This is a genomic window from Mumia flava (genome assembly GCF_002797495.1).
Taxonomy (GTDB): Bacteria; Actinomycetota; Actinomycetes; order Propionibacteriales; family Nocardioidaceae; genus Mumia; species Mumia flava.
This window is the reverse complement of record NZ_PGEZ01000001.1, coordinates 3,000,105-3,012,963: the sequence shown is the minus strand read 5'-3', so window position 1 is coordinate 3,012,963 and position 12,859 is coordinate 3,000,105. Positions and strand designations below refer to the sequence as shown.

9 protein-coding genes and 1 pseudogene are annotated in these 12,859 nt (G+C 73.2%); 4 read left to right on the top strand and 6 right to left on the bottom strand.

The features are described 5' to 3' along the window. Positions 1–54: 54 nt before the first annotated feature. Both CLV56_RS13970 and CLV56_RS13965 read right to left on the bottom strand, forming a co-directional pair. Complete coding sequence (locus tag CLV56_RS13970) at positions 55–1,425, bottom strand: recombinase family protein (RefSeq protein ID WP_039367684.1); 1,371 nt, start codon at positions 1,423–1,425, stop codon at positions 55–57. 17 nt (positions 1,426–1,442) lie between these two features. Beyond that, positions 1,443–1,976 (bottom strand): annotated as a pseudogene (locus CLV56_RS13965) (ATPase, T2SS/T4P/T4SS family); the annotation flags it as partial. A gap of 356 nt (positions 1,977–2,332) precedes the next feature. Here CLV56_RS13965 and CLV56_RS13960 point away from each other — a divergent pair. Then, positions 2,333–3,580 carry an NAD(P)/FAD-dependent oxidoreductase gene (locus CLV56_RS13960; protein ID WP_211288071.1) on the top strand — a complete coding sequence of 416 codons (1,248 nt, stop codon included), beginning with the start codon at positions 2,333–2,335 and terminating at the stop codon, positions 3,578–3,580. Positions 3,581–3,846: 266 nt separating this feature from the next. Here the strand turns inward: CLV56_RS13960 and CLV56_RS13955 are convergent, their stop codons facing one another. Next, positions 3,847–5,103 (bottom strand): YihY/virulence factor BrkB family protein, encoded by a 1,257-nt coding sequence (locus CLV56_RS13955; protein WP_245857915.1) that lies wholly within the window; start codon positions 5,101–5,103, stop codon positions 3,847–3,849. A 48-nt stretch (positions 5,104–5,151) separates the two neighbouring features. Beyond that, a complete protein-coding gene (locus CLV56_RS13950) occupies positions 5,152–5,742 on the bottom strand; it encodes a helix-turn-helix domain-containing protein (protein WP_211288070.1) in 591 nt (196 codons plus the stop codon). 120 nt (positions 5,743–5,862) lie between these two features. On the opposite strand from CLV56_RS13950, the gene CLV56_RS13945 reads away from it, so the two are divergent. The 3 genes from CLV56_RS13945 to CLV56_RS13935 all read left to right on the top strand — a co-directional run bounded on the left by CLV56_RS13945 (position 5,863) and on the right by CLV56_RS13935 (position 10,793). After that, positions 5,863–6,981, top strand: coding sequence for an adenosine deaminase family protein (locus CLV56_RS13945; protein WP_100414981.1), 1,119 nt, complete (start codon positions 5,863–5,865; stop codon positions 6,979–6,981). Continuing rightward, positions 6,978–8,015 (top strand): isopenicillin N synthase family dioxygenase, encoded by a 1,038-nt coding sequence (locus CLV56_RS13940; RefSeq protein WP_039367689.1) that lies wholly within the window; start codon positions 6,978–6,980, stop codon positions 8,013–8,015. Before CLV56_RS13945 ends, CLV56_RS13940 begins: the two co-directional genes overlap by 4 nt. Positions 8,016–8,120: 105 nt before the next feature. Further along, on the top strand, positions 8,121–10,793 hold the full coding sequence (locus tag CLV56_RS13935) for a hypothetical protein (protein ID WP_100414980.1): 2,673 nt from the start codon (positions 8,121–8,123) through the stop codon (positions 10,791–10,793). A gap of 66 nt (positions 10,794–10,859) precedes the next feature. On the opposite strand, the gene CLV56_RS13930 is transcribed toward CLV56_RS13935, so the two are convergent. Both CLV56_RS13930 and CLV56_RS13925 read right to left on the bottom strand, forming a co-directional pair. After that, positions 10,860–11,921 carry an ABC transporter permease gene (locus tag CLV56_RS13930; protein WP_039367692.1) on the bottom strand — a complete coding sequence of 354 codons (1,062 nt, stop codon included), beginning with the start codon at positions 11,919–11,921 and terminating at the stop codon, positions 10,860–10,862. Further along, entirely contained in the window at positions 11,918–12,820 is a 903-nt protein-coding gene (locus CLV56_RS13925) for an ABC transporter ATP-binding protein (RefSeq protein WP_100414979.1), read from the bottom strand. The genes CLV56_RS13930 and CLV56_RS13925 overlap by 4 nt, the downstream gene beginning before the upstream one ends. Positions 12,821–12,859 lie beyond the last annotated feature (39 nt).

Here is a 12,859-nt window from a genome sequence, read left to right as displayed (position 1 = left end):
CAAGCACTCGCCCGCAACGCTTGTGACGGATGCGTACCAGCGTGCGCCCCTCGGTCATGCCTCGCCGCCCTTCCACTCGATTCGCACCGTCTCCGGGTCGAACGGCGCTCGACCCATTGGCGGCTTGAGCAGGATCACCGTCATCAGCGCGTCGATCACGGCTCGCTTCGTCGCCAGCTCTGCCGCATCCCAGGTCCCGCGGACGTCGGCCGCGCCGACGAACCGACCGAGGACGTCGGCATTGCTCAGGGTGGCGATCTGCTCCTCGGCCTTCTCGAGCTCGGCGTGCAGCCCCGCGCTTGCTCGCCGGACGGCGTCCAGCGTCAGCAGGCCGTCAGCGAGAGCGGTCGCGAGGTCGTCGAGGCGATCACGGATCGCAGAGACACGCTCGCGGTACGTCCCGAGGTCCGCCCGCACGGGGTCCGACAGCAGCTCGCCCGCGTCGGGCCTCGAGAGTCGCTCGACGACGACTGCCTCCACGAGCTCGTCGATTGGCTGAGCAGCTCGGGACATGTGGCCCTTCTGCCGCTCGCACCGGTACGTGCGCGTCCCGTGCTGTGTGCGGCCGGTCAGCACCCGCGCGCCGCAGTAGCAGCGAGCCAGGTTCGGGAGCAGGTACCGCCGCACCCGCGGCACGTCGGTTGTGCGGCGCTCGGGAGCAGAGAGCACGGCGTGCACGGCGTCAAACACGTCCCCGTCGACGATCGCCGGCCAGACCGCGGGCCCGACCGTCTCGCCCCTGTACGTCCGCCGCGCGGCGTAGCGGGGGTTCTTGAGCACGTAGCGCACGTTGCTGTGCTCCCACGGCTTCCCGAGAGGCGTCGTCGCGCCACGGTTGTTCCAGTCCTTCGCGATGCCCTTGAGCGTTCCGCCCTCGAGGATCCGCGCGAACCCCTCGCGCACGAGAACCGCCTCATCCTCGACGATCTGCATCCCGTCGTTGCTGTAGCCGAACGCGCGTCGGCCTCCGGCCGGTCGCCCCTCGGCCGCGGCCTGCTGCTGTGCGCGCCGCTGCCTCGCGCCCTTGCGCTCGACCTCACCACGCGCGACTGACGCCAGGATCCGGCCCACGAGCCGACCGGCGTCGGTCGACAGGTCGATATCCCCCGTCACCGTGGCAATGCGCACACCGGTGCGCTGCGCCAGGTCGATCAGCTCCTCGAGCTCGCTCAGACGGCGCGTGAGGCGGTCGACGTGCCAGGCGACCACGACCTCGGCCCCGCCGGCCTCCAGGGCCTCGAGCAGCGCGCTGTACTGCGGCCGCGGCTTCTTCGACGATGCGGAGGTGTCGTTGTCGACGAACGTCCGCGTGACTTCCCAGCCGCGTTCGGCGCAGAGCTTCTCGCAGTCGATGCGCTGCCGCTCGACCGCGGCGCCATCGCCAGAGCGGTCGAGCGATTGTCGAAGGTACACAAACGCCCGCATGTGTGTATTATGCCAGATATTCGCAGCTCGAAGACCTCCTCCGCGCTGACGACCCGCTCGCCGCCGCCGATCTCCCCGGCGAGGGCGTTGAGCAGCGTCGTCTTGCCGCACTGCGTGCCGCCGGAGACGACGACGTTGTGGCCGGACTGCACCGCGGCACGCAGGAACGCAGCGGCCTGCGGCGTGAGCGCCCCGTGCGCGACGAGGTCGGCCAGCCTGCGCAGCCGCGGCACGAACTTGCGGATGTTGACGGCCGCGAAACCGCGGCTGATCCCCTCCAGCACCACGTGGAGCCGGTGGCCGCCGGGAAGGGTGGCATCCACGAACGGCTGGCTCAGGTCGAGGCGGCGGCCGGTCGAGGCGAGCATGCGCTCGACCAGCTCGCGCACGTCCTCGGTCGTCAGGATCACCGACGTCAGCTCGTGCCGCCCACCGCGCGCCACGAACACCCGCGACGGATCGTTGATCCAGATCTCCTCGACCTCGGGATCGTCGAGGAAGGGCTGGAGCGGACCCAGCCCGGAGACCCGCGCCACCACCTCGCCGACCATCGCCTCGGGATCGGCCAGCGGGGCGACCGCACCCGTCAGCGACGACTCGTCGTGCTCGGCCGCCACCCGTTGTGCGATCACCCGCACCCGCTCGGCCTCGCGTACCGGGTCGATCCCCTCCGCACGCACGTGCGCACGGACCTGCTCGGCGAGCACCTGCGACGACGACATCGGGACCTCTCGGTCGGGGGCGAACGCACGGCATCGTTGCGCATCCGGAGGGTCAGGCGGAACCCCGTTGTCACGCCCTGTGGACGAGCGCGTCCGGCCTGACCCGATTCGCGAGGAAGGTCGGCTTTCGCGAGCGCCGGATCGCCCGCCAGCCGTGGCCGCCGGTCGCGACTACGGTGGTGCCGGTGGGGATCCCGAGGCGTGCCGACGTGGTCGTGGCGGGGGCCGGCCTGGCCGGACTCACCGCCGCCGCGCGGCTGCAGGACGCCGGCCTCGACGTGGTGGTCCTGGAACGCTCGGACGGGGTCGGCGGCCGGATCCGGACCGACCTCGTCGACGGGTTCCGCCTCGACCGCGGCTTCCAGCTCCTCAACCCCGCCTATCCGGAGGCCCGGCGCACCCTGGACCTGGACGCCCTGGACCTCCGCCCCTTCGATGCGGGCGTCGTGGTCTCGACGGGACTCGCGTCGTACGCGCTGGGTGACCCGGTGCGGATGCCGTCCACGATCGTCGACGACGTGCGCGCGCCGGTCGGATCGTGGCGTGACAAGGCAGCGCTGGCAGCCTGGGCGGCCGCGCTCGGGCTGGCTCCCGGCGGGCTCCTCCGCGCCCGGCAGGACCGTCCGGCGCTCGACGAGCTGAGGGCCCGCGGGATCGGCGACGACCTGATCACCTCCGCGCTCCAGCCGTTCCTGTCCGGTGTGCTCGCTGACGCGGACCTCACCACCTCCCAGCGGGTCGTCGGGATGCTCGTACGCGCCTTCGTCCGTGGGCGGCCCGCCGTCCCGGCCGACGGCATGCAGGCGATCCCGGACCAGCTCGCCGCACGTCTGCGTCCCGGCACCGTCCACCTCGGCGTCACCGTCACCGACCTCGCACCCGGATGCGCTCAGACGGACGACGGGAAAGTACAGGCCCGCGCGGTCGTCAGCGCGGTCGACGGGCACGCCGCCGGCCGGCTCGGCCTGCCCGGGGCGCCGATGCGCGCTCTGACGACCTGGTGGTTCGCCGCCGACGAGTCGCCAGGGACGGGCGCGGTGCTGCACGTCGATGCCGAGCGCCGCGGCCCCCTCGCCAACACCGTCGTGATGACGGAGGCCGCGACGAGCTACGCGCCACCCGGCCGGGCCCTGATCGCCGCCACCGAGGTCGGTGCCCACCGCCGCGGTGCGGAGGCTGCGCGGCGGCACGCCGGGGTCCTGTACGCCACGGACGCCCGCGACTGGGAGCTGCTGCGCGCCGACGTGATCGAGCACGCCCTCCCCGCGCACCCGCCCGGGCAGCCGCTGCGGCGCCGGGTCGCGCTCGGCGACGGGGTGTTCGTGTGCGGCGACCACCGGGACACGCCGTCGATCCAGGGCGCGCTCGTCTCGGGGCGCCGTACGGCCGACGCGGTGCTGGCACACCTGGGGACGACCGCTCCGGCGGCGTAGCTGTCCACGGGACCTGGTGCCACGGAGACCAGCGCGCAGGTTCGGCGACGCGAATCCCGACATCTCCGTGCTGCCGAGCGGCATCTCGACACTGCGGTGGCCCCAGCAACGCAAGTGTCGAGACGCACGTCCACGGCTCCTGGCAGGATCACGTGACCCTCGACATTCCCGTCGCCCGGGCAACGGCGATGTCGAGACCCACGTCGATGTCGAGACCCACGAGCCGGCTGCGCGCAGCCCTCCGCACGGCTCGGCGGCCGCGCACGTCAGCGCCGGCGACGGCTCCGTTCCGCCTCGCGCCGCATCCGGCCCAGCTCGGCGTTGACCACGCCGCCGACGAGCGTGGCCGTCGCGCTCAGCCAGAGCCAGATCACGCCCGCCAGGATCGCGCCGACGACCTGGCCTGCGACCAGCACCGCGAGGCTGCCTTCCTGGATGTCCGGCCGCGCCGGACCACCCGGGCCCGCCCAGCCGAGGTACAGCTGGAACCCGAACGCGACGAGCACGACCCCGACCGTGCCGACGATCGCACCCGGGACGCAGCCCTGCCAGGTGTTGCGGACGTTCGGTCCGTACCGGTAGAGGATCACGAGGAACGACACCGACACCGCCCCCACCAACGGCCAGCGCAGCAGCTCCCACAGGATCTCGAAGGTGGTGCCGAGACCGAACGAGTCGGCGATCGGCTTCCCGCCCCCGAGCAGCGGTCCGACGACGACCATCGCGAGCACGACCGCGATCGTGATCACCGCACCGATCGCGAGGGCGACACCGAGCAGCCACTGCTCCGGCAGCCCGCGGCGCTCCTCGACCTCGTAGGTGTCGTCGAGCGCACGGATCGCCGCCCGGAACATCCGGCTCGCCAGCCAGATCGCGACCGCGACGCTGCCGATGGCGACGCCGGCGCGCTCCTCGTGCAGCAGGTCCTCGATCATCGGGGCCATGACGTCGGTCGTGACCTGCTCGGCGAACACGTTCGTGACCGCGTCGATCGCCTGCTCCTCGATCGTGGCGACCGCGTCAGCACCCACGACGCGCTCCAGGTAGCCCAGGGCGGCCCCGAGCGCGGTGACGAGGGGCACGAGCGAGATCAGCGCGTAGTACGTCATCTCGGCGGCCAGCCCGGTGATCCGGACGTCGACGGTCCGGCGCCAGACCCGGACCAGCAGCAACGGGAGCTGGTACGGCCCGACCCACCAGGGGTGCCGTTCGGCGAACGTCTCCACGCGCTCCGGCATCGTCGGCCCTTCGCCGTCGATCCACCCGAAGGCGCGGGCGCGCTCACGCGCCGTCCGGTTGGTCCAGGCGCCGACCTGGACGAGCCCGAGCGCCGCGCCCGCGGAGGCGACGAGCGCGACCGGCACCTGCACGGGATCGTCGAGCAGGGCCAGCGCGACGGCCCCGGCCACGAGCGCACCGATCAGCGACAGGATCGTGGTCGCCGCGACGCTGAGATGCCGGCGCGCGGGGAGGCGGCGCCGGGTCAGCACCGCGCACGCCAACCCGACGGCGGCGATCGCCACGACGTCCAACGCAGCCTCCGTCCGGGCACCGGTGGTGGGGTCAGCCTGTCACAGCCGCGGGTGGTCCATCAGGAGGAGGACGTGAGCCGGACGGTCGTCGACGAGCTGCCAGCGGTGCCGCAGGGTCGCCGGGTGGGTGAGCAGGTCGCCGGGCCCGAGCCGGTACGTGCCGGCGCGGTCGACCTCGACCTCCAGCGCACCGTCGACGAGGAAGATCGTCAACGTCCCGGGCGACTCGAACCACTCCGCGATGTGCTCGCCGGGCGCGATCCGGTACTCGGTGACCTCGAGACCGGTCGTCGGGTGCACCATCGCGACCCGGCCGAGGGCGGCGTCAGGGCGGTCGGCGACCGGGACCAGCCGTCCCTGCCCCGCGCGTACGACCTGCACCTGCTCGGCGTCCTCGACGGGCAGGAGGTCTCCCGGGGAGGCACCGAGGGCCTGCGCCAGCCGGTACGTCGTCACCATCGACGGCATCGACAGCCCTCGCTCGACCTGGCTCAGGAACGGCTGGCTGATGCCGGCACGCCCAGCGAGCTCGCGCATCGAGAAGCCTGACTTCTCACGAGCCGCGCGGATCGCCGCCCCGACGCGGCGTGCGAGCGTGGTCTCCTGCTCCGCCTCGATCCCTGCTGACACCGGCGTTACCTCCTGGACACGCGGCGCACACCCGGACGAGACGTCGCCGCTGCATAGTGATTGATGAGAGCAATCACGGTGGGGCCGGCGCCCCATCCTCGCACACATCCCGGGAGCCCGATGACCTCCGCACCGACGATCCCGTACGACGTGGTGCGGGCCTGGCCGAAGGTCAGCCTGCACTGCCACCTGCTCGGCTCGGTCCACGCGGCCACGGTCGCGGACCTGGCCCGCAAGCACGGCGAGACCCTGCCGTACGGCCGGAGCGCAGCCGACCTGTACGAGATCGAGGCGTACGAGGACCTCGGCGCGTTCCTCGCGACGTACGACGTGGTCGGGTCGCTCGTGCGCGACGTCGAGGACGTGCACCGGATCACCTACGAGTCGCTCACGACGTACGGGTCGGAGCACGGTGTCCTCTACCGTGAGATCTTCGTGTCCCCGCACCCGGTCGGCGTCCCGTACGCGGTGCTGCTCGACGGGATGCGTGCCGCGATGGCCGACGCCCGCGCCGACGCGGGCATCGACAGCCGGATCGTCGTCGCGCTGCACCGGGAGCGCTCCGCGTCCGAGGCCGAGGCGCTGGTCGATGCGGTGGTCGAGCATCGCATCGACGAGGTCGTCGGGGTCGGGCTCGACTACGCCGAGGTGAACGGTCCGCCCGGGCTGTTCGCCGACGCGTTCGTGCACGCGGGGCGCGCGGGTCTGGAACGCACCGCGCACTCCGAGAGCGGCCCCCCGCGCCACATCGAGGTGATCCTCGACGACCTCGGGTGCAGCCGGATCGACCACGGCTACCACGTCGTCACCGACCCCCGGATCGTGCAGCGCTGCCTCGACGAGGGCGTCACGTTCACCTGCACGCCGGTCAGCTCCGACATCGGACGCTACTCCGGCTCCGGCGACGGCCGGCACGAGCGGATCGCCGCGATGCACGCCGCCGGACTGCGGATCACGATCGACTCCGACGACCCGCCGATGTTCGGGACGGACCCGACCCGCGACCACGCGGTGATCTCCACCGCACTCGGGCTCACCACCACCGACCTCGCCCGGATCAGCCTCGACGCCGTCGCGGCGACCTGGCTCGACGAGACCGACCGTACGACGCTGCGCGGCCGCGTGACCGAGGCGATCGCCGCGCTCGACCCGACCGTCCTCGACCCGACGGCGCTCGACCGTCCGCCGGGCGCTCCCGCACCGCTCCACGCCGCCACGACCGGAAGGACCGCACCGTGACCGAGTTCCACGTCCCCATCGTCGACATCACCCCGTACGTCACCGAGGGCACCGGCGAGCAGCGCGCGGGGGTCGCCGAGGCGATCGACCGGGCGTGCAGCGAGGTCGGCTTCATCCAGGTGGTGGGCCACGGGGTGCCGGCCGAGACGATCGCCGCGTTCGCCGACGCGCTCGACTCCTTCTTCGGTCTCCCGCTGGAGACGAAGAAGGAGTACCGCACTCCCCCGCGGATCAACCGTGGGTACGCCCCACCCAAGACCGAGTCGCTGTCCTTGAGCCTCGGGGTGGAGTCCGCGAACCGGATGAACGACTTCTTCGAGGCGTTCAACGTCGGCGTGACCGCGGACGCGTACCCGGACCTCGACCTGCCGGCCGACGACTACGCCGAGAACCTGTGGCCGAGCGAGACGCCGGACTTCCCGGCGCCCGTGCAGGCCTACTTCGCCGAGGCCGGCCGCGTCGCCCGCACGCTGACGCGGATCTTCGCCGACGCGCTCGACCTCGAGCCCGGCTACTTCGCCCCCTACACCGACCACTCGCTCGACGTCCTGCGGATGAACAACTACGCGCTCCCGCCGGGCGACATCACGCTCGACGGCGACCTGACCGGCATGGGCGAGCACACCGACTACGGGATCTGCACCGTGCTGTGGGCCGACCAGGTCGCGGGGCTCCAGGTGCTCGGCCACGACGGCGCGTGGCACGACGTCAGCCCCGCCGACGGCGCCCTCCTGGTCAACCTCGGTGACCTGATGGCGCGGTGGACGAACGAACGCTGGATGTCGACGCTGCACCGCGTGAAGCCTCCGATCGTCGAGGGGACGATCCAGCGTCGCCGATCCGCGGCCTACTTCCACGACGGCAACATCGACGCCCTGATCTCGACCCTCCCTTCGTGCGTGGGCGAGGGCAGCCGGTACGAGCCGATCACGGTGGCCGAGCACATCAGCGCGAAGCTCGCCGGCTCGCGTGCCGGTGTGCGCAACGACACCGCCCAGCGCGAGGCCGCCCGGGTCCGCGCCGCGACGGCGTGAGGATCGGCACCACGGAGGCGCAGGGCTGGACCCGGGCACCGGTCGTGCGGTCTGATACGAGATAGTCAGGGACCAACCGACCTCCCACCGAAGGACGATCGCCTGATGGCTGAGAAGCAGTCCGTCCTCGGCCGCGTCGCAGCACTGGCGCAGGCCGACGTCGACACGCTCGTCGACAGCGCTGCCGATCCGGAGGCCCTCTTCCTCGCCCTCGGGCGAGCTTTCTCGAGCACGCTGAGCGAGGCCGAGGAGGAGCTGGCGCACGCGCGTGCCTCGCTCCGGCTTGCCGAGCACGACCGGGACGAGGACGAGGAGAGCGTCGACGACTGGGGAGCCCAGGCGGCCACGGCGGCCTACCGAGCCGCCGAGCTGCGGATCGAGGGCAACCCGGCGGGGGCGGACGCGTTCGACGAGCTCGCCCGGATCGCCCTGACCCGCCAGGTGGCCACCGAGCGGGAGCTCGAGCAGACCCGCGAGCGGATCCGGGTGCTCGGCACGTTCGTCACGGAGCTGAGCCGTGCTCTCGCGAGCGCGAAGGAGCAGCTCGCGGTGCTGGAGGACCGTCGGGCACGCCAGCTGGGGACCGTCGAGCCCGGCGACGGGCGCGTGCTCGACACCGAGACGCCCAACGTCCTCGACCCGACCACCGAGCTGACGACGTTCGAGCTGAAGCTCCACCGCGAGGAGGAGCGTCACAGCGGGACGGCGAGCGTGCCGTCCTACCTCGACGCCTGGTTCACGCACCCGGCAGACCCCGCCCTGCGTGCGCAGGTCGACGAGCGGCTCGAGCTCCTGCGCCCCGACGAGGACCAGCTCGTGGAGGCCCTGACCACGCGTACGGCCGAGGCCGCGTCGCGGATGGCCGAGGAGGCGGAGCGCGTCGCCGCGCAGGCGCAGCGCGAGGCCGACGCGTTCTCGGAGGACGCCCTGGCGCGCGCGATGGGTCTGCGCGACGACGCCGACGACGCGTCGCCCGGCGAGGATCCGGAGGGCGACGACGCGTCTTTGGGCGGGGACGTCGCCGAGCACGAGGCCCCCCGCAGCACGGAGTCCGGCGAGCCCTTCGACGACCGGCCGGCAGACGCCGGTGCCGAGGTGTCGGAAGCCGAGACGCAGGACGCTGAGACGCAGGACGCTGAGACGCAGGACGCTGAGACGCCGGGTGCATCGACGCCGGAGGCAGCGGCGCCGGAGGCCGAGACGCCGGAGGCAGCAGCGCCGGAGGCCGAGACGCCGGAGGCAGCAGCGCCGGAGGCCGAGACGCCGGAGGCAGCAGCACCGGAGGCCGAGACGCCGGAGGCAGCTGAGGAGGCAGCGGCTCCGGCCGACCGGCCGGAGCCTGACGCCGTGGAGGCGGCGGTGCGCGAGGCCGCAGGAGCCGACCCGGTGGATGCCGCGCCCGTGGGAGCGCCTGCGGACGAGGCGCCCGACGACGCCGCCGAACCCGTTGCGGAGGACGCACCCGTCGCGGAGGCCGAGAGCACCGCGGACGACGCACCCGTCGCGGAGGCCGAGCCCACTGCGGACGACGCACCGGAAGCAGCCTTCGACGAACGGCGAGGCGGGCGGTCCGTCGAGCGCGCGACGGCCGAGGAAGAGGCCACCCACACGCTCGACGAGCCTCGGCAGGTCGAGGCTGAGCACGCCGACCAGCCCGACCAGCGGACCGACGTCGTCGGCGGCGAAGGGCCCTCCGACTCCGCTCGACGGGCGAGCTCCGCCGAGCGCGAGCCGACCGTGGTCATCGACTTCGCGAACCCTGCGGCGCCTCCGTCCGCCGGCACGTCGAGCCCCCCGGAGCCTCCGAGCGCACCGGTCCCGCCGAGCCCACCGGCGCCTCCGGCAACCTCGACGGACGATCGGCCCGCCGATCCGCGACCGAACGGCACCGGTCCTGCCGACCCGGCTCAGGAGTGGTTCGCGACCGCGGTTCCCGAGCTTCGACGGCGGGTCGCCCGCGGGCGGTCCGAGGTGTTCGGCTCCGAGCCGGAGCCGCCGCAGGACCCGTCCGCGGCCGCCACCGGGCCGTCGGACCCGGAGCCCCTGGGCGAGCGTGCGAGCGACGACGAGCGGCCCACGCCCAGCGGCGCGCCGGGGAGGCGCCTGCGCGACGTCCCGACCGACACGGAGGCGGCGCTCGGGGGGCCCGCCCAGGAGCAGCCGTCGCCCGCACCCACCGGCGGTCGGCGTCGCGGGACCCCGCGGGAGGAGCCGGCTGACCCGCACGACGCGTCGGCCCGGGCGCCGCGCGGTCGGGCGTCGAACGACGACCCGGACACGTCCGCCGGCGGCCCCACCGGGTCGGCCGACCAGCGCGCTGCGGCAGGGCAGTTCACCGGGGTCGCCTCGTCGCCGCGCCGCGCGCGGGTGGGCGATGCGGAGAAGTCGTACCGGATCGCCCGCTCCCAGCTCGAGACCCAGGTCGATCTCCCGGCCTTCGCCGACGGCGACCGGGCCGATGCGCCCGAGACCGGGGCCGAGCCGCGCGATGGCGCCGAGCCGCCGCAGAAGCGTGGTGAGGAGCCGGGAGACGGGTCTGCGACCCTCGACGGGGACCGGGCCGAAGGCCGGCCGGACGACGGCGACACCCCTCGGCGGGACCGTGCGCGCCCGCAGCGTCGCTTCGGCAACGGGGTGCCCTCGGCGTACGAGGTGGCCTACGACACGCCCGCGCAGCCGCCGCAGCCGCCACGGCACCCGAGCTTCCTCGACCACCCGGACGGTGGCCGGGACGCGACGGTCTACCCCTTGCGCCCGCGCCGCGACGACAGCGGGTGACCCGGCACGCTCACGCACCCGTGGTCGTGAGCGTGCCGCGGCCTCGGTCGCCTCACACCCGCGTCGTCACGCCGGGTCCCAGCGGAAGAACCGGGTCGCCAGCGCGGTCATCACCGCAGCGAACGCGAGCAGCCCCAGCATCGGCGCGATGATCGCCTCGACACCCTGGCCGCGCACCATCACGTCCGACATGCCCTCGTTGAGCCAGCGCAGCGGCAGCACCCGTGACAGCGCCTGGAGCCAGGCCGGCGCGCCGTCGAGCGGGAAGAACGAGCCGGACAGGAACGCCATCGGCAGGATGACGAAGTTCGCGAGCCCGGTGGCGCCCTCCTCGGTCTTGGAGAACGACCCGATGAACAGCCCGAGCGACAGGAACGCCAGCGTCGCCGCCGCGATCAGAGGCAGACTCAGCCACCACGAGTCGGTGAGCTGCAGGCCCATGAACGCCACCGCGGGCACGAGGAACACGACGGTCTGCATCCCGGCGAGCAGCAGCGCGGTGGTCACGCGGGCGCCGACGACCGACGGTGTCCCGACGGGCGAGAGACGCAGCCGGCGGAGCAGACCGTCGCGCCGCCAGACGACGAGGTTCGCGGCGGCTCCGAACGCCGCTCCCATCGCGATCGCCCAGCCGAGCAGCGACGGCGTGAAGAACTGGATCGGCTCCAGCGACTCGTCCTCGACCTGCTGCGGGTCCAGGGTGTACGTCGGGGGCTGGCCGGACGCGGCGAGATTGGCGCTCTGGACGATCGCCGAGACGGTGCCCTGGACGACGGCCGAGCCGACCTGGTCGGCCGCGGAGTACCACAGCACCACCTGATCGCCGTCCATCTCGATCGCCGCGTCGGCATCGCCGGCGCGGACGTCGGCGATGGCTGCGTCCCGGTCGTCGGTGCGCGTGATGTCGAGCGCGTCGTCCAGCGCGGCTCGGGTCTGCGCTGGTGCGTCGTCGATCACCGAGACCGCACCCACCTGGACGACCTCGCTCTTCGGCGTCCCGGCGTCGGCGAACAGGCTGCCGAGCAGGAGCAGGAACATCAGCGGGAAGGCGAGCGACCAGAACAAGGCCATCCGGTCCCGCAGGAACCCGCGGGTCATGGCCAACGACAGGCTGCGGAACGCCCTCATGCGCGGTACTCCCGCCCGGTCAGCTCGAGGAAGACGTCCTCGAGGGTGGCGCCCCGGACCGAGAGTCCGGCCAGCGCGTCCCGGGCAGCGAGCTCGGTGAGGACGTCAGCGGGGCGCCGGGTCGTGAGGACGATGCCGTCGCCGTCCTCGGAGGCCTCCTCGACGCCGCCGATCGACGCTCCGTCGGCAGCGGACAGGACGTCGGTCGCCACCCCGATCCGGACGGGCCGGTCGAGACCGCGCACGAGGGCGGCCGGCGTGTCCACGGTCAGGACCCGTCCGTGGTCCATGATCGCGACACGGTCGCACAGCGCCTCGGCCTCCTCCATGTAGTGGGTGGTGAGGACGACCGTGCGGCCGGAGTCGTTGAGCTGCTCCAGCAGGTCCCACAGGTTGCGCCGCGCCTGCGGGTCGAGCGCGGCGGTGGGCTCGTCCAGGAACACCAGATCGGGATCGTGGACGAGCGCGCACGCGATCGACAGGCGCTGACGCTGCCCGCCGGACAGCTTCTCCGCCCGGACCCCGGCGTGCTCGGCCAGCCCGACCTCCGCCAGCAGAGCGTCGGTCCGGCCGGGCTCCGCGCCGTAGAGCGCCCCGAACGTGTCGAGCTGCTCGCGTGCACTCAGCCGGTCGAAGAACGCCGACGACTGCAGCTGCACCCCGAACCGTGACAGCAGCTCGGGCTCCCGCTTCGACGGGTCCCGGCCGTCGATGCGCGCCTGCCCGCCCTGGGGACGCCGCAAGCCCTCCAGCATCTCCAGCGTCGTCGTCTTGCCCGCACCGTTCGGCCCGAGGAGTCCGAAGAACTCCCCGGGCTCCACGGTGAAGGACACGTCGTCGGCCGCACGGACGGCGCCGTACGCCATCTCGAGGTGATCGGCCTCGACCCGCAGTCCCATGTCTCTCCCTCCGCCGCCTCTACTGGTTCATTACATGAC

What these genes read in the sequence shown, in the direction of transcription:
- CLV56_RS13970 (WP_039367684.1), bottom strand. Translation starts at nt 1,425, where the DNA reads ATGCGGGCGTTTGTGTACCTTCGACAATCGCTCGACCGCTCTGGCGAT.
- CLV56_RS13935 (WP_100414980.1), top strand. Translation starts at nt 8,121, where the DNA reads ATGGCTGAGAAGCAGTCCGTCCTCGGCCGCGTCGCAGCACTGGCGCAG.
- CLV56_RS13925 (WP_100414979.1), bottom strand. Translation starts at nt 12,820, where the DNA reads ATGGGACTGCGGGTCGAGGCCGATCACCTCGAGATGGCGTACGGCGCC.
- CLV56_RS13930 (WP_039367692.1), bottom strand. Translation starts at nt 11,921, where the DNA reads ATGAGGGCGTTCCGCAGCCTGTCGTTGGCCATGACCCGCGGGTTCCTG.
- CLV56_RS13945 (WP_100414981.1), top strand. Translation starts at nt 5,863, where the DNA reads ATGACCTCCGCACCGACGATCCCGTACGACGTGGTGCGGGCCTGGCCG.